The sequence below is a fragment of the Polynucleobacter hallstattensis genome, from assembly GCF_018881835.1.
Taxonomy (GTDB): Bacteria; Pseudomonadota; Gammaproteobacteria; order Burkholderiales; family Burkholderiaceae; genus Polynucleobacter; species Polynucleobacter hallstattensis.
In genome coordinates this window covers 1-24,535 of sequence record NZ_JACVPO010000001.1, presented here as the reverse complement: position 1 = coordinate 24,535, position 24,535 = coordinate 1, and the positions used below count along the sequence as shown (strand labels likewise).

The 24,535-nt window shown below is 42.6% G+C and carries 29 protein-coding genes and 2 tRNA genes; 16 read left to right on the top strand and 15 right to left on the bottom strand.

Annotation, left to right across the window (positions count from 1 at the left end; all coding sequences use genetic code 11):
* Positions 1 to 59 precede the first annotated feature (59 nt).
* The 5 genes from ICN26_RS00155 (at position 60) to ICN26_RS00135 (ending at position 3,720) form a co-directional block, all read left to right on the top strand.
* Complete coding sequence (locus ICN26_RS00155) at positions 60 to 770, top strand: lysophospholipid acyltransferase family protein (RefSeq protein WP_255534318.1); 711 nt, start codon at positions 60 to 62, stop codon at positions 768 to 770.
* A 65-nt stretch (positions 771 to 835) separates the two neighbouring features.
* Positions 836 to 1,741 (top strand): polyphosphate kinase 2, encoded by a 906-nt coding sequence (gene ppk2 / locus ICN26_RS00150; RefSeq protein ID WP_216266056.1) that lies wholly within the window; start codon positions 836 to 838, stop codon positions 1,739 to 1,741.
* A 58-nt stretch (positions 1,742 to 1,799) separates the two neighbouring features.
* Positions 1,800 to 2,627 (top strand): CYTH domain-containing protein, encoded by an 828-nt coding sequence (locus ICN26_RS00145; protein WP_216266055.1) that lies wholly within the window; start codon positions 1,800 to 1,802, stop codon positions 2,625 to 2,627.
* Positions 2,624 to 3,196, top strand: a complete 573-nt coding sequence (locus ICN26_RS00140) for a chromate transporter (RefSeq protein ID WP_216266054.1) — start codon at positions 2,624 to 2,626, stop codon at positions 3,194 to 3,196. The genes ICN26_RS00145 and ICN26_RS00140 overlap by 4 nt, the downstream gene beginning before the upstream one ends.
* Complete coding sequence (locus tag ICN26_RS00135; RefSeq protein ID WP_216266053.1) at positions 3,193 to 3,720, top strand: chromate transporter; 528 nt, start codon at positions 3,193 to 3,195, stop codon at positions 3,718 to 3,720. Before ICN26_RS00140 ends, ICN26_RS00135 begins: the two co-directional genes overlap by 4 nt.
* Before the next feature lie 7 nt (positions 3,721 to 3,727).
* On the opposite strand, the gene ICN26_RS00130 is transcribed toward ICN26_RS00135, so the two are convergent.
* Positions 3,728 to 5,809: a TonB-dependent receptor gene (locus tag ICN26_RS00130; RefSeq protein WP_216266052.1), complete on the bottom strand. Its 2,082-nt coding sequence runs from the start codon at positions 5,807 to 5,809 to the stop codon at positions 3,728 to 3,730.
* A gap of 89 nt (positions 5,810 to 5,898) precedes the next feature.
* Positions 5,899 to 6,264 carry a hypothetical protein gene (locus ICN26_RS00125; RefSeq protein ID WP_216266051.1) on the bottom strand — a complete coding sequence of 122 codons (366 nt, stop codon included), beginning with the start codon at positions 6,262 to 6,264 and terminating at the stop codon, positions 5,899 to 5,901.
* 60 nt (positions 6,265 to 6,324) lie between these two features.
* On the opposite strand from ICN26_RS00125, the gene ICN26_RS00120 reads away from it, so the two are divergent.
* From ICN26_RS00120 to ICN26_RS00100, 5 genes are all read left to right on the top strand, one after another.
* Positions 6,325 to 6,401: transfer RNA gene (locus ICN26_RS00120), tRNA-Pro, on the top strand.
* A gap of 36 nt (positions 6,402 to 6,437) precedes the next feature.
* Positions 6,438 to 6,514, top strand: a tRNA-Arg gene (locus ICN26_RS00115).
* 291 nt (positions 6,515 to 6,805) lie between these two features.
* The gene (locus ICN26_RS00110; protein ID WP_216266050.1) at positions 6,806 to 8,035 is read left to right on the top strand and encodes a TolC family protein; all 1,230 of its coding nucleotides are present in this window, start codon (positions 6,806 to 6,808) and stop codon (positions 8,033 to 8,035) included.
* A 75-nt stretch (positions 8,036 to 8,110) separates the two neighbouring features.
* Complete coding sequence (locus ICN26_RS00105) at positions 8,111 to 8,689, top strand: hypothetical protein (protein ID WP_216266049.1); 579 nt, start codon at positions 8,111 to 8,113, stop codon at positions 8,687 to 8,689.
* An 83-nt stretch (positions 8,690 to 8,772) separates the two neighbouring features.
* Positions 8,773 to 8,967: a hypothetical protein gene (locus tag ICN26_RS00100; protein WP_216266048.1), complete on the top strand. Its 195-nt coding sequence runs from the start codon at positions 8,773 to 8,775 to the stop codon at positions 8,965 to 8,967.
* Between the two features lie 480 nt (positions 8,968 to 9,447).
* On the opposite strand, the gene ICN26_RS00095 is transcribed toward ICN26_RS00100, so the two are convergent.
* The 6 genes from ICN26_RS00095 to ICN26_RS00070 are packed head-to-tail and all read right to left on the bottom strand — an operon-like array spanning position 9,448 to position 15,351.
* Positions 9,448 to 10,422: a Bug family tripartite tricarboxylate transporter substrate binding protein gene (locus ICN26_RS00095; protein ID WP_216266047.1), complete on the bottom strand. Its 975-nt coding sequence runs from the start codon at positions 10,420 to 10,422 to the stop codon at positions 9,448 to 9,450.
* Positions 10,423 to 10,459: 37 nt separating this feature from the next.
* The gene (locus ICN26_RS00090; protein WP_216266046.1) at positions 10,460 to 11,449 is read right to left on the bottom strand and encodes an acrylyl-CoA reductase family protein; all 990 of its coding nucleotides are present in this window, start codon (positions 11,447 to 11,449) and stop codon (positions 10,460 to 10,462) included.
* 1 nt (position 11,450) lies between these two features.
* Positions 11,451 to 12,422: a tripartite tricarboxylate transporter substrate binding protein gene (locus ICN26_RS00085; protein WP_216266045.1), complete on the bottom strand. Its 972-nt coding sequence runs from the start codon at positions 12,420 to 12,422 to the stop codon at positions 11,451 to 11,453.
* A gap of 21 nt (positions 12,423 to 12,443) precedes the next feature.
* Complete coding sequence (locus ICN26_RS00080; RefSeq protein WP_216266044.1) at positions 12,444 to 13,604, bottom strand: acyl-CoA dehydrogenase family protein; 1,161 nt, start codon at positions 13,602 to 13,604, stop codon at positions 12,444 to 12,446.
* A 28-nt stretch (positions 13,605 to 13,632) separates the two neighbouring features.
* A complete protein-coding gene (locus ICN26_RS00075; protein WP_216266043.1) occupies positions 13,633 to 14,118 on the bottom strand; it encodes a MaoC family dehydratase in 486 nt (161 codons plus the stop codon).
* Between the two features lie 12 nt (positions 14,119 to 14,130).
* A complete protein-coding gene (locus ICN26_RS00070) occupies positions 14,131 to 15,351 on the bottom strand; it encodes a CaiB/BaiF CoA transferase family protein (protein ID WP_216266042.1) in 1,221 nt (406 codons plus the stop codon).
* A gap of 153 nt (positions 15,352 to 15,504) precedes the next feature.
* On the opposite strand from ICN26_RS00070, the gene ICN26_RS00065 reads away from it, so the two are divergent.
* Both ICN26_RS00065 and ICN26_RS00060 read left to right on the top strand, forming a co-directional pair.
* Positions 15,505 to 16,290 carry an IclR family transcriptional regulator gene (locus ICN26_RS00065; protein ID WP_216266041.1) on the top strand — a complete coding sequence of 262 codons (786 nt, stop codon included), beginning with the start codon at positions 15,505 to 15,507 and terminating at the stop codon, positions 16,288 to 16,290.
* A gap of 39 nt (positions 16,291 to 16,329) precedes the next feature.
* Positions 16,330 to 17,106: an enoyl-CoA hydratase/isomerase family protein gene (locus ICN26_RS00060; protein ID WP_216266040.1), complete on the top strand. Its 777-nt coding sequence runs from the start codon at positions 16,330 to 16,332 to the stop codon at positions 17,104 to 17,106.
* A 286-nt stretch (positions 17,107 to 17,392) separates the two neighbouring features.
* On the opposite strand, the gene ICN26_RS00055 is transcribed toward ICN26_RS00060, so the two are convergent.
* Positions 17,393 to 18,106 (bottom strand): GntR family transcriptional regulator, encoded by a 714-nt coding sequence (locus ICN26_RS00055; RefSeq protein ID WP_216266039.1) that lies wholly within the window; start codon positions 18,104 to 18,106, stop codon positions 17,393 to 17,395.
* A gap of 75 nt (positions 18,107 to 18,181) precedes the next feature.
* On the opposite strand from ICN26_RS00055, the gene ICN26_RS00050 reads away from it, so the two are divergent.
* Genes ICN26_RS00050 through ICN26_RS00035 form a run of 4 tightly spaced genes read left to right on the top strand, consistent with a single transcriptional unit; the run spans position 18,182 to position 21,515 of the window.
* On the top strand, positions 18,182 to 18,670 hold the full coding sequence (locus tag ICN26_RS00050; protein WP_216266038.1) for a GlcG/HbpS family heme-binding protein: 489 nt from the start codon (positions 18,182 to 18,184) through the stop codon (positions 18,668 to 18,670).
* A 6-nt stretch (positions 18,671 to 18,676) separates the two neighbouring features.
* A complete protein-coding gene (locus ICN26_RS00045; protein WP_216266037.1) occupies positions 18,677 to 19,663 on the top strand; it encodes a Bug family tripartite tricarboxylate transporter substrate binding protein in 987 nt (328 codons plus the stop codon).
* A 14-nt stretch (positions 19,664 to 19,677) separates the two neighbouring features.
* The gene (locus ICN26_RS00040; RefSeq protein WP_216266036.1) at positions 19,678 to 20,550 is read left to right on the top strand and encodes a fumarylacetoacetate hydrolase family protein; all 873 of its coding nucleotides are present in this window, start codon (positions 19,678 to 19,680) and stop codon (positions 20,548 to 20,550) included.
* Positions 20,551 to 20,555: 5 nt separating this feature from the next.
* Positions 20,556 to 21,515 carry a Bug family tripartite tricarboxylate transporter substrate binding protein gene (locus tag ICN26_RS00035; protein WP_216266035.1) on the top strand — a complete coding sequence of 320 codons (960 nt, stop codon included), beginning with the start codon at positions 20,556 to 20,558 and terminating at the stop codon, positions 21,513 to 21,515.
* Positions 21,516 to 21,928: 413 nt separating this feature from the next.
* On the opposite strand, the gene ICN26_RS00030 is transcribed toward ICN26_RS00035, so the two are convergent.
* From ICN26_RS00030 to ICN26_RS00005, 6 genes are all read right to left on the bottom strand, one after another.
* On the bottom strand, positions 21,929 to 22,402 hold the full coding sequence (locus ICN26_RS00030) for an alpha/beta hydrolase family protein (protein WP_216266034.1): 474 nt from the start codon (positions 22,400 to 22,402) through the stop codon (positions 21,929 to 21,931).
* A gap of 311 nt (positions 22,403 to 22,713) precedes the next feature.
* The gene (locus ICN26_RS00025) at positions 22,714 to 22,917 is read right to left on the bottom strand and encodes a hypothetical protein (protein ID WP_216266033.1); all 204 of its coding nucleotides are present in this window, start codon (positions 22,915 to 22,917) and stop codon (positions 22,714 to 22,716) included.
* A 49-nt stretch (positions 22,918 to 22,966) separates the two neighbouring features.
* The gene (locus tag ICN26_RS00020) at positions 22,967 to 23,686 is read right to left on the bottom strand and encodes a class I SAM-dependent methyltransferase (protein ID WP_216266032.1); all 720 of its coding nucleotides are present in this window, start codon (positions 23,684 to 23,686) and stop codon (positions 22,967 to 22,969) included.
* On the bottom strand, positions 23,683 to 23,847 hold the full coding sequence (locus ICN26_RS00015) for a hypothetical protein (protein WP_156156265.1): 165 nt from the start codon (positions 23,845 to 23,847) through the stop codon (positions 23,683 to 23,685). Before ICN26_RS00015 ends, ICN26_RS00020 begins: the two co-directional genes overlap by 4 nt.
* Positions 23,848 to 23,857: 10 nt before the next feature.
* Complete coding sequence (locus ICN26_RS00010; protein ID WP_216266031.1) at positions 23,858 to 24,181, bottom strand: hypothetical protein; 324 nt, start codon at positions 24,179 to 24,181, stop codon at positions 23,858 to 23,860.
* 27 nt (positions 24,182 to 24,208) lie between these two features.
* The gene (locus ICN26_RS00005; protein WP_216266030.1) at positions 24,209 to 24,394 is read right to left on the bottom strand and encodes a hypothetical protein; all 186 of its coding nucleotides are present in this window, start codon (positions 24,392 to 24,394) and stop codon (positions 24,209 to 24,211) included.
* Positions 24,395 to 24,535: the final 141 nt, after the last annotated feature.

The following is a 24,535-nucleotide window of genomic DNA, read 5'->3' as shown; positions in this document are numbered from 1 at the left end:
AGTATTCCCAATCAACCCCCACTTCAACTTCGAGTACTTGGCTTCGCTATTGGATATGGATGCAAATCCTTTCACACGTGATTTGTGGAGTCTGCACGCTCTCCCTCCTTTTTCCTTTTCTAAATCGAGATCAGAAGGATCGCCGTATACAAGACTGGTCTAAGAAATTATTAAAAATCTTTCATATTCAGTTGCGTGTGATTGGTGCCGAACAATTACTCTCTAACCCCCACTTGTTGGCATCAAATCACATCTCCTGGTTAGACATTCATGTGATTAATGCGTTTAAACCTGTCCGTTTTGTTGCTAAATCAGAAGTGAGAGGATGGCCTGTCTTTGGATGGATGGCGGAGCAGTTAGGTACTGTTTTTATTCGCAGGGATAGTGCGCGTCACGCCAGACAGGTGGTAGACCAGATGGCTCAGGTTCTAAAAGTAGAGTCGGTCTGTATTTTTCCCGAAGGTACTTCTACCTCCGGGGAGTCAGTATTGCCATTTAAGCCCAATTTATTTGAATCTGCCATCCTTGCTCATGCGCCAGTCTTTCCGTTAGCAATTTCCTATCGGTCAAAGTCAACGGGCCTCAGGAGTGATGCCCCTGCCTTTATTGGAGATATGGGGCTACTAGAATCAATGTCCAATGTCATTGCCAATCGGGATATAGAGGTGCATTTAAGCTTGATGGAGCCCTATTTAACAAGCAATGCAAGCAATCCAGAGCGCAAGGAGCTCGCTCTTTATTGCCAGGAGGCTATTACTAAAACCTTATAAACAGTATATGTAATAAAAATGTCATATCCTAGAGGTACAAAGAATTATCGGTATCGGAAAGAGATATGACGTCAAAGCATAAAGAAATAGATGAGTGGTACAAGCGTGCTCGGGAAGACATTCTGGATAGCATGGATGAAGAGCTCGAAATGGAGCTCGATGATGATCGCTTATCACCCGATGGCGGAAGTGCCTCTGTCATTCCTCGAAATGTCTACTTTAAGGAACTATTTCGCCTGCAAGGTGAATTGGTCAAACTCCAAGATTGGGTAGTAGAAAATAAACTCAAGGTAGCAGTTTTATTTGAAGGTCGCGATTCTGCAGGTAAGGGCGGTGCGATCAAACGGATTACCCAACGTCTTAATCCCCGCGTTTGTAAAGTCGTTGCATTAACTGCACCTAGCGAGCGTGAGAAAACCCAGTGGTATTTTCAGCGCTACGTATCAAACTTGCCTGCTGGTGGCGAGATCGTATTGTTTGATCGTAGCTGGTACAACCGTGCTGGTGTTGAAAAGGTCATGGGATTTTGTAACGATGCTGAGTACGAAGAGTTCTTGCGTACAGTTCCTGAGTTTGAACGCATGATTATTCGCTCCGGAATCATTCTGATTAAATACTGGTTCTCTATCTCAGACGATGAGCAATATAGCCGTTTCATGGTGCGTATTCATGATCCATTGAAGCAATGGAAACTGAGTCCAATGGACTTAGATGCTCGCCGTCATTGGGAGGCCTACACCAAGGCAAAAGAGACCATGCTTGAGCGTACCAATATTCCTGAGGCACCGTGGTGGGTTGTAGCTGCAAACGATAAGAAAAAAGCCCGTCTCAATTGCATTTCGCATTTGCTGACTCAAATTCCTTATAGTGAAATTACCCATCCTGAAATCACCTTGCCTGCGCGAGTGCATAACCCTGACTATCTTCGTGGACCTGTACCAAAAAATATGTACGTTCCCGAGATCTATTGATTTTCTAATTTAGATCTTGAAGTGTTAATCTCTCAGTATTGACCAAGGGGGATAGCACTTGAAATCAAAGCAGGCCATTACCAATAGAGAATTTAAGCTACTTATTAAGCCTCAGGGCTTGGATAGACGTAGCCGAATTACTGCCCTAAGCGATCAAATCCTCAAGTTTTGTAAAAAAAGTAAGGTTGATTTTTTCCACTTAGATAACGCTACAACTGGCTTACGGAATATTTATTTCTACGATACGCCCGGTGAAGATTTCAGGCGTAACAATATTATTTTGCGCGTTCGTGAGTCTCGTCAAAATATTTGGGTGGATGATTGGTGTGAAGTAACATTAAAGTGCCGTACGGATGATTTACAGAAGTCCCATGAATTTGATCCATCACCTAAAAAAACAATCAAATCACGCTTACGCCTGAAGGAAGAAATTCTACGAGGCGATACGATTGGTACAAGCAGAGCAATTTATTCGAATAATGCAATTTTGGATGCAGTACCCATTGATAGCTTATTTGAAAAGTCATTAGCAAGTGTTGCCAAGTTTTTCCCTGGCTTAATTGCTTTGTCAATTGATAAAAAAGCACCTATTCGAATTGTTGGCGGTCGCACTAATAAGATTCTTGAGGCATGTCTTCCGATTGGTAACTTAGTATTTGGTGATGGCGTGCAAGCGCATTGCGAGATTGCCATCTGGATGAAGAGCGTAGGTGATCCTATTGTGGGTGAGTTGGCTTTTTCCTATCGGGTGAATGATTCCAACCGTGGTCAAGTAAAAGCGCATAAGCGTGCTGATAAGTTTTTTAAGAAACTCCAAATTGAGCTAGAAAGTTGGTTAGAAATTGGTAGCACCAAAACAGCCTTAGTTTACGGAAAACCTGAGTGACTTCTCAGAAGCAAGATGATGTGACGATAACTAAGTCTCCAGACTTACGTGATCTCTTTGTGCAATTTTTGATTATTGGCGCCGTCAGCTTTGGCGGTGGCATCATTGCCTACGAACGCATCCTCTTGGTTGAAAAGCGCAAGTGGCTTAGTGCTGATGAGTTTATGGCATATCTAGCCATTAGTCAGACGATGCCGGGATTAAACTCCGTGAACTTAGCAGTACTTGCGGGTGATCATCTGCGCGGTGCTGTGGGTGCCATTATTGCAACCTTAGGCTTAATATTTCCAGGCTCATTGCTTGTGTTAGGGATTGGCATGATCTACGCTAGCGCTGCAGATCATCCTTCGATCAATCTCATCTTAGCCGGTATAGCAGCAGCAGCGACTGGCTTGCTAGCGGCAATTACTTATAAAATCGGAGATGCTCACTGGCGTCACGTGAAGTCCTTGGCCATTATTGTTTTCACATTTATATTGATGAGCATCTTCAAGCTTGCGTTGCCATATGTGATCCTGATTATGGCGCCGATTTCAATCTATCTATATAGACCAGGTCAATCCCAATGAGTCTATTGATTCACTTGGCCTGGACCTTTGCCTTGCTTTCTATTCTTGCGGTTGGCGGTGGCACTGCCGTGCTGCCAGAGATGCAAACCATACTCGCACATCAGTTCGGTATAGACCATACCCAATTTGTCCATATTTATAGCATTGGCCAGTTAGCGCCTGGTCCCAATATGTTGATGGTCTTAGTCATTGGTTATCAAATTGCTGGGCTCATCGGTGCAGGCGTAGTCTTACTATCCTTCTTTTTGCCTTCAAGCTTGATGTGCTTTTATATGGGAAGGCTTTGGAATCGCTTTGGAGAGAGTCCTTGGCGGCGATCTATTCAAAATGCTCTTGAGCCAATCTCTATTGGACTCATGTGCTCAGGTGTTTATGCCGTTGCTCAGGCATCTGTAGTGAGCAGTACTACCTTGGCGCTTAGCCTCATTACTTTCTACCTTATCCTCAGAACCAAGATTAATCCGGTGCTAGTTATTCTTGGCTCAGGAGGGTCTGGTGCTTTACTAATGGCCTATTTACAATAAGAAAAACTTAGAAGGTTCCTCGCAATCCAATCATGAGGCTTCTGCCTGGTTGTGGCGCAAAGAGTCTAACAGCCATTGGGGTGGTGGCATACCGAATTTGCTCATTGAGTAAGTTCTTCAGATTCATGTACACAGTCCAATTCACATCTTTAATTTTCTCTGTGTATGAGATGCCAGCATTCAATAAGTTATAGCTCGGTGCGGGACCAATTTCCCAGTTAGCCAGTTTGTTCTGTTGATAGCTATAGATATACGTAGCATTGGTAAGCCAGCCATTGCGTTGATGGGCTAGCTCTGCACCTAAACGTGGAGCAGGTTGCAGCGGAAGATTTCCACCCGCATCAAAAGTGCCTTGAGAGGCATCACCAAATACGCGCCCACCAACACCATGCTCACGCCAGTTATAAGTAAGTTCACCCTCAACGCCTTTAATGGTCGCTGCAGCTTGCTGCGCTGTAACTACGGAGAAGTTTTCTTGGGTAGGGATATATTGGCCAGTGTAGTAACCGTAAATATAGTTATTAAAACGATTAGCATACACGCTAGCTTTAGCGTGCATCAATCCACTAGTTTTTTGAAGATTGAATTCTAGATTATGTGACGTTTCTTTATTGAGATTAGGATTGCCAATATCAAAGGTGGCAGTAGATTCATGTGCACCATACGAGTAAAGTTCTTGGGCGCTTGGAGCACGTTGTGAAACTGTATAAGCTACACCAGCACCGTGACCTTGCATAAAGTTCCATAAAGTACCGGCTGAATAAGAGAGTAAATTAAAGCTACGATTTTGCAATGTAATTGCTGGTGTATTTCCACCCGTATTGACTGTTTGTTGTTCTAACGCAGTTCCAAGATTTGGTTTTTGTGCCATATTGTTATAGCGCAGACCAAGATTACCTTGCAGAGAATTCCACCTACCTTCCTCAATCCAAAACAACGCGTTGGAATTGGTTTTAGTCGGCGGCACGATTGCATAGCTTCCTGTGCCAACTTCCGTAGCATTGAGTGAGGCTGCAGATACCTGTGCCCCAAAGGTGCCTTTCCAGCCGGCTATTGGATTATGGGTTAATTCAAAACGCGCTTCATTGGCAATATTCTTCCAGAGTGATGCTGCTTCACCCGCGTTATTAAATTCAGTGTGGTTGTAATTCGAATTGGCTGCACTAAATTTGAATGAAGAAAAGCCTGCAAATGGATCGCGTGTTTGATGTTGCAGGTCATATCGATTTTGCGACTGATTGATTGATCCACCTTCAGGCGTTGGTATGCCGTAGTTATTATTTAAGCGCTCAACCGAAACACCGGTATAGCCGTTCTGACCAATATAAGACACACCAACACCCAAATTATTCTGATTGCTAAATGAGTTTGGTAACTTTCCTGAGTATGGAACGCTTTGCGCTTGGCCGGGATTGATAGACCACTCTTGATTTGGACCGCTCTGATTGGCGTATCCTGGTATGCGGTAGTTGTTGGCATTATTGATGGCGGTATCTACGTGAACGGCGACAGAGCCAAAAGCGCTATCTACCTCTACCGCTCCAGCCCTGCCATTATTCACTGTTTCATAGCTAGTGTTAATAGCGCCTGTGGGACGATCAGGTAGATTAGTCAAAATACGATCGTTCACCACATTCACCAGACCACCACTGGATCCCGAGCCATAGAGTAGGGCTGCAGCACCACGCAAGATTTCAACTTGATGTGCATTTTGCATATTATTGCCAACAGCATGATCTTGTGAGATGTTTGAGACATCCCCCACTGATAGACCATTTTGCAAAATTTGCACGCGAGCGCCTTCCAGGCCTCGAATGACTGGACGCGATGATCCTGCGCCATAGCCTGTTGCGGATACACCTAATTCATTTGCAAGTGTGGCGCCAAGTGTCGTGCCTAATTTATTTAGAAGTTCATCACCCTGCAAAATCTTGGTTGGGGTCAAAATACTCTGAGCAGCTTCTTGAGAGCCGGTTGCGGTTATCTCTAGAGAGGGTTGCACTTGAGCAAAGGCAGTAGAGCTAAGTAATCCTGAGATAAGGACATAAATAAGCCTGTGCTTAGCTAATGACTCATTGATTTGATACATATTATTTCCTTCAAACCTGACGCGCACCACCTATTCGGTAGTGCAATAAATCTAGTTGCCAAACAGTGAAGTCTGACGCATTGGGCGATTTACAGGATGAAGCTAGGTGGAGCTCTAGATTGATATAGCCCAATATGAACTCGGGCTGGTGAAGAGTCACTGAATGCCAATTGCACTTCATGGGAGAAGTTATTAGCAGGCAAATGATCGGTTTCTGAAGCTACGAAGCCGGCAAGCGTGAGTGCATCGAGTAAGTGACAGCTTGCTGAACTATGTCCAAGGGTGGGGGCTTGATCTACACAACTCTGTTCAACATTTTGATGATGAATGCCAGAGTGAGAAATGCTGTGAGCGAAGCCAATCCAGTGGGTACCTAATAAGCTAGCAAGTAGAAAACTGAGGGCAAGAAATCCCCTGAGCTGCTTTCTGATTGTGCTTAAAAATGAGGCTTCCATGTCCTGAATCTTACAGTATTTGCCCCTGTAGGGCATCTCGGTGTAGAATATCGATTCCGTCGGAGTGTAGCGCAGCCTGGTAGCGCACCTGCTTTGGGAGCAGGGGGTCCAAGGTTCGAATCCTTGTACTCCGACCACTTTCCCTTATTGTTCTAGATATACCCAGCATATAACTGCCCATAGCTCAGCTGGATAGAGCAACGCCCTTCTAAGGCGTAGGTCGCACGTTCGAATCGTGCTGGGCAGGCCACAATCGACGCTGATAAGCCTTCTTTAATAGGATGGTTGGTGAGAGAACATTGAGGCCCCCAATGATGGGAAATAGCCAATAGAACTCTTTGGTGTTGGCAGATTTCAGCGCTCTAATAACTTCAGTGATTAAAGCAAATCACCTCAAATACATTTCCCTTGCCACGTTTAGTGTGCACCAAATTGTTACATTTTGAAAAATAACGCGCTAGAAATATCAATATGATATAAATCTATCAAATAATAATAAATTTCTATAAATTCTTCTTTTCGCCTCCCCCCAATTTTAACTATGAACCATAAATACCAATCCCTATTTAAGGCTGTCTTTTTTTTACTCACCACAGTTACCTTAAATGTTTATGCTCAAAACGGCGCAAGTAAAAGTGTCGAGGATGTCAAATATCTACCGATTACCTTACAAGAATATCTTGTACAGGTGGAATCAAATAGCGCTACCGTTGGGGCAAAGAAATTGGCAGTTGAGAGTACTAAGGCGCAACGGCCTTACATGGTTACTCCGAATATTAACCCCAGCCTGACTTACAGTCGGGGCTCCTACTACAATGCAACGCCTTACTCGCCTTATGTGGCGCCAGGCTCAAATACATATACTCTGTCTGGAACGATTGAAGGTTGGGGAAAGCGCACTGCTCGTACAAATTTCTCCGATGCTGAAATTTTGAGAAATGAATCTGAACTGAGCTCAATTGTGAAGGCTACTCGTATCGATGCCGTTTTTGCCTATCTTGATACCCTCAGAGTGAAAAAAATTTACGATAGTTACGAAAATGCAATTCGTAAATTAGTAGCAAAAAAAGAGAAGGCTCAGGCTGAACCATTAATTACAGCACAAATGAATAGCGCAAATGATTTGAAGTATTTTGCATACACCATGGGGGTATTCGCTGGTAATAGTTCAGCAGTTCTGTTAGAACCATCAGGTAACCTCAATGCTTTTAAGACCCGTGAATTCAAAGCGCAGGTCTTAGTTGAGCAAGCTTTAAATCAGAGAGCTGATATTTTGTATTTCAACGATGCTATCAAGTCAGCGGAAGCATCTTTAGAGTTGGCCAAAAAAAATCGTAATATCAATCTAAGTCCAAGCATCTGGCTATCCCAGACACCCCCATATAGTTCGAGCGGTACAGACTACAAAAGGTCAGAGTCGTTTGGTTTTTCTGTCACAATGCCAATTCCAACGAATTTACTATTCGATGGTGAGCTAGTTCAGGAGGCGAATAATAAATTATCCCTTGAGTTATACCTAAAAGACCTCAAAACTCGGGTGATAGCTGAAGTGAATCAAGCACTGATGCAGTACCAGTTTGCAAAGACTAAATTAGTCGACGAAGAAAAAGATTATGCTCAAGTAGCTAAGAGCAATTCTGATAATTCAACCAAGTCTATTATTTTGATGCGCGACAAGGAGGCGGAACTCGTTGATGCAAAAATTAATCACGCAAAAGCTCTGATTTATTTGCAGCGTGTAAGCGGTGACTATGAGATACCTAAAATTTAAGTTATGAGATTTTTCTTATCCATACTTTCTCCATGCCTACAAATGATTAGTAGAATCTTCATAGTAGCGAGTTTTTTGATTTGTACCCAAGCATCCTTTGGTCAGGCTCCACCTCCACCTGCAGCGCCTACTCCTGCTGGACCTCCACCTATGGGACCTGGTTCTGCTCCTAATCCCATGGTGCCAGGCTCCCCTGGATCTCAGGGTGGTCCGGGTGGCCCAAATGGGCCCGGAGGAGCTATGCAGCAGCAATTAATGCGTCAATCTACTCAAATGTTGCAACAGCCACAATCCCCAGGCATGAATCAACCCCCAGGTATGAATCAGATGCCCGGTGGCATGAATCAACCCCCAGGTATGAATCAGATGCCCGGTGGCATGAATCAACCCCCAGGTATGAATCAGATGCCCGGTGGCATGAATCAACCCCCAGGTATGAATCAGATGCCCGGTGCGCCATCAGGTCAGTCCAATCTAAACAACGCACCACAAAACCCATCTGCTGGGCAAGGTAATCTTGGCAACCAACCAGCAAATTTTATTAGAAACTCCCCTCTTCAAAATATAAGTTCTGCTACACCTGTGTCGCAAGTTATCAATTTAAGTCCCGCAACGGGAGGTAGTTTTATCAACCCTTCACCCTTTGGCAGGTAATTTTTTAAGGCAGTTGAAGTATGTTGTTCGTTGTAGATTCAATTTAACCATGTAGTGAAATTTCACCTAAATAGGAGATGTAAATGAATAAATTATTATCAATCTTGGCATTAGGATTAGCTTCTAGCGTTGCTTCTGCTCAGGCTCCAGCTCCAGCTGCACCAGCACCAAAACCAGCTGCGGCTGCTCCAGCACCAGCACCAAAACCAGCTGCGGCTGCTCCAGCACCAGCTCCTGCACCAGCACCAGCACCAGCGGCTATGCCTCCTAAGAAATAATATTTCTTTAATACCGCTACCCCCATCAACTTAGGTGGGGGTATTTTTTTTGGCCTTTGGTTGCCATCTGCTTTGGGTCGTTGTTATCTGCATTGTTAGGGTTAAATAAAACTTTTAAAGTCATTGCACAGTTTATTACACAGTCCCGATTTAAGCGTGTAAGTCATTGAAATAATTAGACTTTCCAACAGCCACAAATTCTTCTAAGGCGTAGGTCGCACGTTCGAAGCGTGCTGGGCAGGCCAAGAATTAATGCTGGTATTTCTGTCTTTATACGTTTCCACCACACTCAATTTTGTCGGTTTACCCGACAAAGTTTCGCGCCGATCTATTCGACCTAATTAGCTACGAACCTAGACTTAATCTAAAACTTACAAAAAGGAGGCTTTTGATGAAGAAGGTGAGGTTTGGTCTTATAAGTGCTACTTTAAGTAACGCCTACTAATTAAATTTGTAGAGTTTGATTAATTAGTAAATTTTTTACTCAGCAGTTATACCTGTAAGACGAATAATCTCCGCCCATTTTTTATTTTCGTTCACCATATGCATTCCAAAGCTCTGAGTACTTTGGCTGGGTGTAACCATATTGCCTGCCTCCTCAAACGTGGTCTTAAGAGCTTTGTTATTGAGGGTGCTCGTAATACCTTGAAATAAAGTATCAATCCTATCTCGAGGTGTTTTGATCGGGGCCCAAATGCCAAACCATGATTCCTGAATTGTTAGTTCATTTTTCATGATTTCATTTAGTGTTGGCACATCTGGCAACTGCGTTAAACGATTTTTACTTGTTACGGCAAGTGCACGCACTTTTCCACCTTTGATCAATGGTACGGCTGTTCCTGCTATTGGAAAAGCAAATTGTGTATCGCCCCGAATTAAAGACGTAGCAATTTCTACCGATCCTTTTAATGGGATATGAATTACCTTCAAATTATTCAACGTTACAAATGTTGCACCTGCAATGTGCGCTGAAGTGCCAATCCCGCCGGACCCATAATTCATAGAGCCTGGGTTGGCTTTAGCAGCAGCAATAACGTCTTCAACCCGTTTATATGGAGAGTCTGCTGAAACCATCATCACCGTTGGGAAGGAGTACATATTGCTGATAGGAGCAAAATCCGTTAGGGGGTTAATTGAAATTTCTGGCTTAATAATTTTTTGAATTAACTGTATGTTTGATCCAAGCATAAGGGTGTAGCCATCGGGCGCTGATTGTGCGGTAAATTGAGTCGCCAGCACACCACCAGCCCCAACTTTATTTTCAATAATGACGGATTGCTTAAAAGTTTCTCCCAGATAAGGTGCTGCTTGTCTTAGCTGTATATCCGGACCACCTCCGGCTGCGTAAGGGCAGACTATTTTGATCGAGTTGCTCGGAAATCCTGTCTGACTATATGACACAAAAGGATATAGGCTAATACTGGGGATGGTAATGAGAAACTGTCGACGCTTCATGTTATCTCCTAATTTTTATGTTTAAGTTTTTCAGATCTTATTGATTCATATCAATCACAATCCTACCCTTTGATTTTCCTGCCAGCGTGAGATCTAGGTGATGTGATAGCTCTTCAATGCCAATGACGCTGGCAATTTCTTTTAGATGAGTTGGGCGATATTCATTAGCAATCTTATTCCAAACTTTTTCTCTTATGAGCATAGGTGAGTTTGCATTGATACCAATCAAACGAATTCCTCTGAGAATAAATGGTATTACAGTAGTTTCAAGCTCTGCTCCACCAGCATTTCCAAAGGCAGCAATTACTCCGCTTGGTTGTATTACACGAGTCAGCCAGGATAGAGTAGAGCCACCTACAGAATCTATTGCCCCAGCCCATTGCGCTTTTTCAAGTGGTTTAAATTTACTCTCTGATGAAATTCGTCCAATGACTTCCGAGGCACCAAGGTTTTTAAGGTATCCAGCTTCATTTAGTTTTCCAGTCATGGCGGTCACTTGATAGCCTCTTTGCGCCAACATATCTATGGCAATAGTGGCTACTCCACCAGTTGCACCGGTTACTAGTATTGGACCACTTTGCGGATTAAGTCCATTTAGCTCCATTAAGTCCAAAGATAATCCTGCCGTATAGCCTGCAACACCGATCGTGGCGGCATCCAGTAACGTGAGGCCTTGGGGTATTTTCATAACCCAATCCGCATTGACGCGTGCATATTGGGCATGCCCACCATCATGATCAACTCCGATTCCACAGCCATTTACTAATACCTCATCGCCTGGACTAAATCGTGAATCAAGCGATTCAACCACTGTGCCAGTCAAATCAATACCGCTAATTCTTGGCCATTCACGCACTATATTGTTAAGACCTTTTGAAGCCAGTGCATCCTTGTAATTAATACTAGAATATGCCACCTTGATGGTCACATTACCCGGACTTAAAGAATCTAATTGAATGGATTCAATTTTGCTGGTCACTGCTCCATCTAGGGAGTGAAGACGAAAAGCTTTAAAAGATGTATTCATCTTATTGGGCTTTAATGTTGGCTTGCTTAGTAACTTGTGACCACTTAATAGCTTCTGCTTTGATGTGATCAGCAAACTCAGTTGGTGTGCTATTGACAATCTGAACCCCTTGTCTTTGAAGATTCTCACGGACCTCAGAATCATTGAGAGTAGTCTGTATCGCGGTGTTCAGTCGTTCGACAATGTTATTAGGGGTTCCAGCAGGCGCCAAAATTCCCCACCAAGCATATGCTTCCATAGGGTAGCCTAATTCTTTTAGGGTAGGTACGTTAGGTGTAATGCTTGATCTGGTTGGCATCGCAATAGCAATTGGTACTGCATTGCCCGCTTTAACCTGCGCCATTATTGGCCCGTAATTATCAAAGCTTAGTTGAACTTGATCTCCAATTAGAGCGGTTGTAGCTTCTGAACTTCCTTTGTAGGGGATGTGTTGAAGGTTGCTTTTAGAGTTATTTTTAAAAAGCTCACCCGCTAAGTGTGCGCTACTACCATTTCCTGGAGTTGCATAAGATAGACCGTTGGGTGTGGACTTTGCTTTAGCTAGCAAGTCAGAAACAGTTCTAATATTTGAATTATTTGTAACAAAAATATAGACAGGCACTTTGGTAATAAGAGCGATGGGTGCTAAATCCTTTTGTGTGTCATATGGTAATTTCTCAAATAATGCTGGGTTTGTTGCTAGGTTCGCTGTGCCCATCAACAAGGTATAACCATCAGCAGGCGCCTTCACAACTGCGAGAGTGCCAGATTGGGTAGAGGCACCAGGTTTATTTTCAACAACTACTGTTTGTCCAAGTAGAGGCCCTAATTTCTGACCAATTGTCCTTGCCAGATTATCCGCTCCTCCGCCTGCAGCGTAAGGAACAATAATCTTAATCGGGCGATTAGGGTAGCTTGAATCTTGCCCAAAAGCAGCAAAAGAAGATGTTATGCAGAGCAAAGAAAATATAGTTACATGAAGTTTGTTTTTCATTATTTCTCCAAAATTAAAGTGTTAGTTAAAGGTATGTCCTGCTTTTTTGAACGTATTTCTAGCGATATTCAGTTGATGAATTTGACTCGTTCCTTCATAGAGGCGGAAAAGACGCACATCCCGATAAAATCTCTCAATTGGATTATCAGAAATATAACCATATCCGCCCAACATCTGTACACAACGATCAGCAACCCTTCCACACATCTCCGAAGCAAAATATTTGCAGATGGAAGCTTCCATGCTGACATCTTCTCCGGAATCACGTTTGCGGGCAGTTTCTAAAACAAGTGCTTTAGCGGCATAAATTTCGGTTTGGCAGTCTGCAATCATCGCTTGCACTAACTGAAAAGCGCTAATAGGCTTACCAAATTGCCCCCTTACAGATGTGTAATTCACAATCTCATCCAACATACGAATAGCTGGACCAATACAAAGTGCTGCTAAATGTATGCGTTGCTTATTTAATACTTTCATTGCAGTTTTAAAGCCTGCACCCTCTATTCCGATAAGGTTTCCAGCAGGAATACGGCAATTTTCGAAATGCACTTCTGAAACTGGGGATCCTGCTTGCCCCATTTTTTTATATGGACTACCAACAGTGAGACCTGGCGTATTTCTTTCTATTAAAAATGCAGAAACACCATCAGCTTTAGGCTTGCTTTGATCCGTTCTTGCCATGACTGTAAATAGATCAGATATAGGCGCATTAGTAATAAAGCATTTGGTGCCATTTAGGATGAAATCATTTCCCTCTTTTCTTGCCGAAGTTTTTAAAGAGGCCGCGTCTGAGCCCGCGTCAGGCTCGGTAATTGCAAAGCACCCAGTAATTTCACCGCTGGCTAATCTAGGCAAATATTTTTCTTTCTGCGCTTCTGATCCATCGGCAACTAATGCCTCTGATCCAATCCCAGTATTGGTTCCCACTCTCGCACGAAAGGCAACAGAGCATTGTGATATTTCCATAGCGGCCAAAACTAGCTCTTCAGTCGTCATACCAAAACCGCCATATGCTTCTGGGATTGAGAATCCGAATAATCCGAATCCAGCCATATCGGACACAATATCTGGGGGGACATCGTCTAGTAATTCAACCTCTGCCTCACGAGGAATAAGTTTATTCTGACAATACTTTTTTAGTGAATCTAAAAAAGAAGAGAATTCGTTTGGGTTACGAATCATAGCGATCCTTTAATCAAAGTGCTCAATTTCATTGCGAAGCTTCACCATCAAAAGCCCCATAACGTCGGCTTATCCATTCTGCGATCATGCAAGGTCGTTCCTTACCTTCTTGCTCTATAGATACATTCCAAATAATTTGTACTCCGCCTTTAAATGCCTCTAGAGATGCTAGGGTGAAATGAGCACGCACTCTAGCATTTACTAAAACTGGATCAGTAAATCTGACTTTATTAGTTCCATAATTGATCGACAAGGTAACGCCATCGATGAGAACGGTATCTGTAAAAAATCTGCTTAAGAGTGAGAGGATTAAAAAGCCATGAGCTATTGTGACTCCGTAAGGAGATTCTTTAGCTGCTCTTACTGGGTCTACGTGTATCCACTGATTATCTCCACCGGCCTCAGCAAATAAATCAATACGCTGTTGAGTAATTTCCTGCCAATCGGAAGGAGGAAGCTGTTTACCAACCCAGTTTTTTAGTTCATTAAGAGAGCTAAGTGTAATTTTGTGCATGCAGTGCTCCTTTTATATAACGTTGCTAGCTTTTAGTTTGGAAATTTCTTCATCACTCAAACCAAGTTCAGAATAAAAAGAAATATTATGGGCACCAGTTTTTGATCCGCTATGGGGAATATATTCGGGAATGCCGGAAAAACGCGGAACGATACAAGGTGCCGGAATGCTACCCAAATCCTCGTCAGGCAGCCTGATGATTGCATTGCGTTCTTTAAAGTGGGGATCATTCAAGACATCATTAATGTCATAAACCTTGGTAAAAGGAACATCATGCTGGTTAAGGGCTTTTGCTAACATTTCAAAATTTAGCGAAGAGCACCAGTTAGAGATAATTTGGTCTATTTCATCTAAATTCTTTAGGCGCGATTGATTGTTAGAAAATTTAGGATTGTTTGCCAATTCATCCATACCAATTGCAGAGCAGAATCGCTTAAATATTGGTTCAGATGATCCAACTACACTAATCCATACACCATCGGATGTTTTATAAATATTAGAGGGTGCTGTATATGTTGCCCGTGATCCAGTGCGCCCACGAACATAATTTAGTTGATCAAACTCAACCGCTAGGGGATCAAGTAGACGCATCATGGCTTCGGTTGCAGATAAGTCGATTTCTCTGCCGACCATATCTTTTGATCGAGAGCTTTCAACTAAAGCTGCTGCTATAGAAAATGCACCAAATAATCCGGAAACTACATCTCCTAAAGGGTAATTCATATGCTGAGGGGGGCCATCAGCCATTCCCGTTAAGTTTGTAAAGCCACTCATTGCCTCAAAGATGCGAGCAAAGCCTGGCCTTCTGGCATAGGGGCCAGTCTGACCAAACCCAGTAAGACGAAGAACGATAAGCTGAGGATTAGCTTGATGCAAGGTTTTGATATCAAGACCCCATTGATCAAGGGTGCCAGTCCTAAAATTTTCCACCAATACATCAAAAGAGGGCAGCATTCTTAAAAAAATTTCTTTTCCCTCAGGCTTTCGTACATCTAAGGTAATGCCTTTTTTGCCTCTATTTGTAACTTTCCAATATAAAGAATGATGATCCTTCATGGGAGCAAAAGTTCTCAAAGGATCATTGTTGGCAGGTAGTTCGAGTTTGGTGACTTCAGCGCCTAAGTCAGCGCAAAGCGTCGCTGCAAATGGACCAGCAATTACAGTGGCCATATCCAGGATACGTACACCAGATAAAGGACCTTTATTACTGCTTGGTGTTTGAGTTGTGCTCATATTTTTTTGGTCGATTTTTAGTAGGAATTTCTATTGAATCAGAGAAAATTAGGACCATCAGTGTGTTTCGCCTAGCGAAACACTTGTTAGAATAGATTGCTATCCACCGGGAAAAGAATAAGGATCTATAGACCTTGAAAGGGGCTAAAAGGCATGATCGATCGTCAGTTTGCAATAAATCTAAGTAGGGGCCTAGAAGTGCTGAGGGCGTTTAATCCTGCTGACCAATTATTGGGCAACAAAGAGTTATGTGAAAGAACTTCGCTCCCTAAGGCAACAGTTTCGCGTCTAACTTACACACTTGAAAAATTGGGTTACTTATTGAAGGTGGATAGATTACAAAAATATCGCCTTGGACCTGGAGTTTTAATGTTGGGTTATCCCATGTTGGCTGGCCTAGAAATTCGACATTTAGCTCGCCCTCATATGGAGCAGTTGGCTACCAAAACAAAATGGACGGTTAATTTAGGGATGCTTGGACGTCTTGAAGTTGTATATATAGACGCAATGCGACTTGATCGACGGAATTTTTTAAAACCAGATATTGGAAGTAGTAGGCCACTTTTAACTACTTCGATAGGGCGTACTCTTTTACTCGCCTCCTCGGAAAAAGATCAGAATGCTATCCTTAATAGAATAAAGATTACTGATCCTGCCCAGTATCGTAAAGACTTACACCACTTTAATCGAGATAAAGCGTTTTATGAAAAAAATTCATACTGCCTGAGTCTTGGTGACTGGGAGCCAAATGTATGCGCTGTATCAGTCCCGCTTAGGGTTGGAAGTAGTGATGATCCAACTATTGCGCTAAATTGCACTCTCAGTGGTTCAAAGCTTTCGCAGCAAGAGATTCATCAATTTATTATTCCGCATTTACTTGAAGCAAAACATAATATTGAAAAGGATAGTGGAAGAATTTTTATCAGCAGAAAATCTTAAGCACTTTATAAAAACAATAATCCTTAAAGGGGTCTTTCAATGAATTATGAATGTATTGATTTAAGAGTTGATGATGGCGTGGCATTTCTTTTTCTTAATAGACCAAGTAAGCACAACGCCTTGAACGATCAGATAAGACATGAGCTTCTCAATGCTCTTGAGTCAATATCAAACGATGAGGGTATTTATGCTGTTATTTTGAGTGGAAATGGGGCTAGTTTTTGTGCGGGTGGCGATATTGAGGCGATGGCCAAAAGGCTTGAGATTCCAGCTGGCGAAATAGCTATCAAGGGATGGAAGCGGCATCAAGAAATTCAGCGAATGATTACGCTGATTCACAATATGCCAAAACCCATGATTGCTGCAGTAAATGGCTCAGCATTTGGATTGGGCGCTGATTTAGCGTTAGCATGTGATTTCATTATTGCCAGTGAAAATGCATTGTTTTGCTGGTCATACATTGATAGAGCTGTGATTCCAGATGGAGGTGGTATGTATTTTTTACCTCGACGAGTTGGAATGAGCTTGGCTAAGGATTTAATCTTTTCAGGAAGAAGAATCAAATCTAAAGAGGCAATGACAATCGGTGTCATAGATCGCTGCTCAGATTCCGGCGATTTACTCGAGCATGCTGAACAATGGGCTAAAACATTCAAAGACACAGCCAAGCCTGCCTTTATGCTTAGCAAGCATATTGTTAATAAAAGTCTAGACTCCTCACTTGAGGATATTTTTTCTCAAAGTAATATGGCCCTAGGAATTTGTTTTAGTTCTGTGGAGCATCGAACATCGGTTGAAAATTTTCTCAATAAATAACAACGTAAGCCATATTTGCATTATTTAAAAAGCACTTTGATGCAATGAGGTGAAAAAATATTAGGCATTGCACAATTCATTACGCAGCCACGATTTCTTCTAAAGCGTAGGTCGTACGTTCGAATCGTGCTGGGCAGGCCAAACAAACTTAGGTCCGTACCGGACACATGGTTTACATCCGGTACCGACCACATGGTTTACAGTTGCCGTTCACCCCAATGCATATGTATGTTTGTAATCGGAGCAAGGAACTACTTGTGGATTGTTGCGTATAAAGAAGCAACTTTTATTTTATGAGTTTGAGGCTTCTTGCACCACGGCCAGTTAAGGCTGAAGTTTTTCTGTAGTGTTCAAACAATAGTTGCTTCGCCAAATTAACATCACCACTAATGGCTGCCTCAAATATTCCTACATGTTCTGCATGGTGGTCGCGTTCACCAAAGTTTTTGCTGGCAGCAACTTGCCTATATCGGTAACTTTCTGTTCCAAGCGTTTCGCTAAATTCTTTAATCCATCTAGACGGCGCGTTTTCTAGTAATGTTTTATGAAACTCCTTGTGAAGTAACTCCCATTCTGGATTAGCACTATGTTGGTCTGCTTCAGATGATCTTGGTTTCTTTGAGAGCTTATGAATTAATAGAACCAATTTGTGTTCCCATTCTTCGGTGCGATGAGCAATTGACTCCTCTAGTGCCTTCCCTTCGATAAAGCACCTTGTTTCTGTTAGTGTTTCGAGCTCTTCCCATCGTAGGGGCGCAACATTAAAACCTCGTTGATCACTTCTTGAAACTAGACCTTCTGCTGATAGTCTATTTAATGCCTCACGAAGCGGACTTGCTCCAGTTGCGTAAAAGCTTGATAACTCTTCAATTTTGAGCTTTTGATCGGCAGTGAAGCGTCCTTGCAAGATATCAGCCTTCAGTCGGTCATAGACCGCGCTGGCAAGGGTTATTCCCTGTACAGCATTGATATAGGAGGCTTTTTTTATTGGGGTTATCACGAAGTTCGAAACCTTAAAAATATCGATATTATTATGATAATATAAAAATATCGATATTAATAGAGGGCAGTAATCATGGCTGAAAAGCTTATACCAGTCTATTCAAGCTTAGCTTTGAAAGATGCGGATCAAATAATTACTCATGCCTTAGAGCTGAGGGTAGCCAATGGGTTGCTGCCTTTAGCAATTGTCGTTCTTGATTCCGGTGGGAATGTAGTTGTCTTTAAACGAGAAGATGGCTGCGGCATATTGAGACATGACATTGCCATTGGCAAGGCTTGGGCTTCGTTAGGTATGGGTATGGCTACTCGGCAAATCCGAGATAGATTGGCAAATCGACCAACGTTTCAGGCGGCACTCTCAGCGGCATCAGATGGAAGATTTATTCCAACACCTGGGGGTGTATTAATCGTGAATAAGCAAGGTATTGCAATTGGCGCGGTCGGTATAAGTGGGGATGCCTCAGATAAAGATGAATTTTGTGCTATCGAGGCAATTAAATTAGCAGGCTTTGTGCCTGAGCCACCGGCAGCTGCCGATAACTGGAATGAAAATCAACTGTGAGGTTCAATGATGAAGCTATTTAAATTCACCTTATTTATTTTGACTTTGTGTGCTGGATTTATTTCAGCCCATGCTCAACAGTCAAATAAATACCCCGTTAAGCCAATTCGATTGGTTGTTCCTTTCCCTGCGGGTGGCCCAACGGATCAATTTGCTCGGCAGTATGCGCAGGCTTTATCAACTCAATTAGGAAAGCCTATAGTTGTTGATAACAAAAGTGGGGCAAGTGGTGCCATTGGGAGTTTAGAGGTAAAAAATAGTGCACCAGATGGATACACCTTGTTATTTGGTACAGCATCTACTCATGTTCTATATAACCTCATTAATACTAAGCCTCAGTATGACTCCATTAAGGACTTCACACAAATTGCAGTAGTGGGTGATGCGCCTATTGTATTTGCAGTTAGCCCGGCGACTAAAGGGGGTTTTAAAGAACTAGTTGAATATGCGCGCATCAATCCAGGAAAGTTGCAATATGGATCAGCGGGAGAAGGAACTTATTTGCATATTGTTGGTGAAAGATTGAAATATGAATTAGGGGGTTTAGATATTCAGCACATTCCATTTAGAGGTAGCGCCCAATCTATTCCCGCCTTGATGGGTAACCAAGTAAATATGACGGTTGATACATTGGGGTCATTAATCAACCAGCATCGAGCCGGAAAGTTGAAGATTGTTGCGATAGCTACCTCTAAAAGATCTCCTTTGATTCCTGATGTGCCAACTGTTAACGAAGTCACTGGTTTAAAAGATTTCCAAGCTGCTTTGTGGAATATTGTCTCGGCTCCCCAGGGCTTATCACCGGACATTACAAATACTTTAATTTTGGCGACAACTAAGGCCTTAAAAAATCCTGAATTACTGGATAAATTAAATTCAATATCGATTCAACCAATTAGCAATATCACTGGCGTAGCAGCAACCTCATTTATTGCTAAAGAGCTTGTTAGCTTAAGGCCGGTTGTTCAATCTGCAGGGCTTAAGAAAGAGTAATTTAGAAAGATGTTATGAGACTATTTAGCTATCACGACCAAAGCAATAAAAAAGGTATCGGGGTCCTCTGCAAAAAAGACTCAAATGAATTTGTTGACTTATGTGCAACAGATGTCAGTATCCCAGCAGACTTAGGTAGTTTAATTGCAATGGATCCTGAATTAGTGATGGCCGAGAGGGCGCTTTCAAATCCTAATGCGGTCATTGGGAATCTCGCTAATATCCAGTTTGATATTTTGATTCATCGACCTGGGAAGATCGTTTGCATGGGGCTGAACTATGCTGATCATGCAAAAGAGGGCGGCAACGCTCGTCCGGAATACCCGAGCTTTTTCCTACGCGGTCCTAGTTCACTTGCCGCGCATCAAGCTCCCCTTATCAGACCCATGGTTTCTGATAAATTAGATTATGAGGCGGAGCTAGCATTTATTGTGGGCAAGAGAGCGCGTAATTTGAATAGAGAAAATGCGCTTGACTGTATAGCAGGCTACAGCATTTTTAATGATGGAAGTTTGCGGGATTATCAGCGTAAAACTACCCAATGGACTATTGGAAAAAACTTTGATCAGACTGGTGGATTTGGCCCATGGTTAGTTACTCCAGATGAGTTGCCTAGAGGTGCGCACGGCCTTCAAATTCAATCTCGCTTGAATGGAGTGGTAATGCAAAATGCGAACACTAAAGATTTTTTGTGGGATGTAGCAGAGACTGTTGTCCTAATCACAGAATGTATGACATTAGAACCTGGTGACGTAGTTATTACTGGAACGCCTGCGGGAGTAGGTTATGCAAGAACGCCACCAGTATTTATGAAGCCTGGTGATATCTGTGAAATTGAAATCGAGAATATCGGTATCTTAAGAAATTCAATACAAGATCAGGAGTGACAACGGTGAATAAGTTAATTACTTTTATTATCTGCATGGTGATGGGTTTGACTCATGTGAATGCTCAAACCTTTCCTTCCGGACCGGTTAAGTTGGTAGTGCCATTAACACCTGGGTCGGGAGCCGATACAGCAGCTAGAATCATTGCCAAATATTTAACTAAGGTCTGGCAGCAACCAGTAGTAGTTGAAAACAAGCCTGGTGCAGGTGGCCTAATAGGTACAGTAGCAGTTGTTAATGCTGAGGCAAATGGGCAAACATTACTCTTCCAATCCGTTACTTTTGCAACCAACCCTGCAACTTATAAGAAGTTACCTTACGAATTCAGTAAGCCCCCTATAAATGTGAGTTATTTGGGCGATACACCATACGTGTTAGTGACATCGCCAGATGGCCCATATAAATCTATTAAAGATATTGTGTCTGCAGCTAGGGCAAAGCCTGGTGAGATTCCATTTGCGTCAGTGGGTGTGGGTAGCTCTACACACTTTGCTGCCGAATATTTTATTCAGGCTGCTGGAATCAAAATGAACCATATCCCCTTAAAAGGCGGTCCTGAAGCGATACAAGAAGTAATGTCAGGAAGGATCGCATTTTGTATGGCTTCACTAAGTACTGCTTTGGGTCAAATTAAAGGTGGTAAGTTGCTTGCGCTTGGTATCGCAAGTAAAAGTCGTTCTTCCGCTGCGCCTGAGATTCCTACAATTGCTGAGCAAGGCTTTCCTAATTTTGATATGAGTTTGTGGTTTGGATTGTGGGCCCCTAACGGAACTCCAGCTGTTGTGGTGAATAAAATTAATGGCGATATTACCAAGGCATTGCAGGACCCCGAAGTACGAGAGGCATACTCTAAAGTGGGCATTGACCCTAAAGTAATTTCGGCTGATGAATTTAATAAGTATGTCAAGGAAGAAATCACTCGATATCAAAAGATTGCCGCTACCGCACAAATTGAGCAGCAGTAGTTTCCTAATTTGCCACTAGCTATAAAAATATCAATTGTCGAGATTTTCCTCTTTTCGTTACTAAAGTAAGGAATATCTATTGCACATTAATACGTAGAGTGATGGACTGCTTAGTGATCAACAGCAATCTAACAAAGCCCCTGTAGCTTTAGTGTCGGTTTAACCGACAGTAAATAATTAAGATCGCCCAAAGACCCTAAACCGCATTACACAGTTTATTGCACAGTCCCGATTTATGCGTCTAAGTCATTGAAATATATAGACTTTGCAGCAGCCACGAATTCTTCTAAGGCGTAGGTCGCACGTTCGAATCGTGCTGGGCAGGCCAAATTTTCATATTTTTTAAACTACAAATAGGCAATATAGTTTTTTTACGCAATTACCTTAGATAAGATTGCTTCGTGGCGAATGGCTCATGTTGGAATACCAGATTCTTGGTTGTTTAAAACCTGCGCTATAAAATCAAGGCTCAGTTCCTGTGTCGCCTCTTTGATCTGCTGATTTAAAACGGTACCACCCGTTAGGGATCGATCCGTAAACATGCTATGCGAGCCACCCTCAAAAACTGCTAAGGCTTTACGTTTACTACCAATGGCTTCAAAAATAGCCAAGCGATCTGGATAGCCGCTAAAGTAACCTGGAATTTGAATATTGTCTTCTGTGGATGTAATGTGCAAGGTAGGCAAGCTTACCGGTTGTAGGATTGAATTCACGGCTTTTTGACCAAAAAATCGCGGGGCTGAAATGACAATCGCAGCAGTAATGCGAGCATCACTGAGGTCAACAGGGATATTGTCTTGACTGACGCGAGCGCCCGAGGCTAGTAGGGTTGTATTTGCGCCATAGGAGTGCCCTGCAGCGATGATCTGTTTGGAGGAGGATTTCAAAGCATGGCGAAAAGAGTTTCAAGATGATGAAAAGCAAAATACCCTTAAAAAATCTGGTAAGTTAAATGCTGAACCAGTAGAAACAAGCTATGAAAGATTCCCTGAAGAAAGCTAAGCCTACCCTTGAAAGCCTTTTGAAGGAAAGTCAGATCATCACAGGAAAAGACCTGATTCAGCGGAAAGAGGACAAGGTCAAAGAGTTGGTTTTATTCCAAGAAGCATTGGAGTTTGAGCAAAGGCATCGGAGAGTCAAAAAGTAGTGCCAAATAGAGAAATTCCTGGTGGTACGTGCCGATTAAATCAATGAATTTCTACCGCCTTCTACGTTTTTTCCATGTATAGAGTTCACCATTTGGAAACTTACCATCTAAGATGCCATCGGCTCCGAACTTTCCTACAACTTCTGTGCCATTGAATTGAATTGTCACAAACTCACCTAGCTCTTTCGCCCAAGCCATTGCTTGGTCTAGGGTTTCAAATTCAAGAAGCTCTGTATTGTGTTTTACGGTAATCACTTCAGGCTTGGCAAATTCTTATTAATTAATTCTCATGAATGCAACAGGTTTATTCTCGTTTACGAAACACCACAACATGTTGCCATGGCAGGGTGCTTACAGTTCGCTCCCAATCTAAAGCGAAAATACCTGCTTCCCGCTTAATTTGCGCCTCACTCATTTTATGTAGAGGTTTGATTGGTACGCGCGCATCTTCTGCTTTGTATTCCACGAAAACAATACGACCTCGGGGTTTGAGGGCCTGCATGATGCTGTTCATTACTTCATAAGGGTAGGCCAGTTCGTGATACACGTCGACCATAATGGCCATATCGATAGAGTTCTTAGGTAATTTAATATCGTCGACTGTACCTAGCCTTACTTCGATCTGCGAAAGCTTCGAGCGTTTTACCCCGGTTTGTAGAATATTCACCATTTCGGGCTGTAAATCCAGTGCGATAATTTTTCCGCCTGGCATCACCAGCGGAGCCATGCGACGGGATAGGTAGCCGGTACCGGCGCCAATATCCGCAACAACCATGCTTGGTTGCAATGCCAATGCTTCTAGTAATAAATCTGTACGCTCTTCGCGCTCCCGCTTATCCCGCTCAAGCCATGAGGCACCTTGCCAGCCCATGACCCCTGAGATTTCACGATCCATATAGCGCTTACCGATGCCATCAGCGCTGGCTGGGATAGAGACATATCCTGGTGGGGTAGTCTGCTGCGCGAGTGTGAGATTGGCAGCAAACAATAATGTAAATAAGCTAACAATCCTAATAATCATCATTTACATTCTTGGCGATCCAGCTCCGTATTTTGTGCTTTCTTCTTCTGGTCTTTTTCTCGCTCCTTTTTAAGATCACGCAATTGCCACCAGGCAAATAGCAAAATCCCTCCAAACACCAGCACTACTTCAAGCAAGATAACAGGACCGAAGTTATCCATCATTTCCCAAGTCCTATGTACTCATTTTGGGATCTGTAATACAAGCTTTCAGTGCTTTTAACTCTATAACCTTCAGCCATTCAGGCTTTGCTTTTGGATTCATGACTAATTCATTAACTTGCCGATTTGAAGCATTTTTAGAAATGAAGTCGGCTTGGCAATTGCAATAAGCGGTAAAGTCTTCCTCAGTCAGCGCTTTGCCTTTAATGCCTTGATGTTCAGCTACTTGCTCGCGAGCGCAATTCTTTTGATAATCTTTAGAGATTGCTTGGGCAAATGACTGGTTGGACAATATTAAGATAAAACACAAGGTTATAAGACTGCGAAACATAAACATAGTACTTTTCCTTTAAGAGCATTCCTATTAGTTAGCGGCTATTCTTCCGTGAATATCAAGATCGGACTCATCCACTTCTAAGAAATCTTCCTCAATAATGGTTACCCCCTCTAGCTGTTCAATATATTCTCGGACGGCATAGAAGGGTGCAATTTGAGGCTGGTTTCTATCTTGCTTATCCCAGACTCTATAACGAAATACACTCAAGCGCATTGATGGTCACCTAAATGGTTATGAGCCCAATAAATGGTTCAAATGACGCTTGGTATATGCTTTGCGAGCATCAATCAAAGCTAAGGCCAAATTATTAAGAAACTGTTTGAACTTGTTCATTTAAGGCTCCTTGAGTTTTAT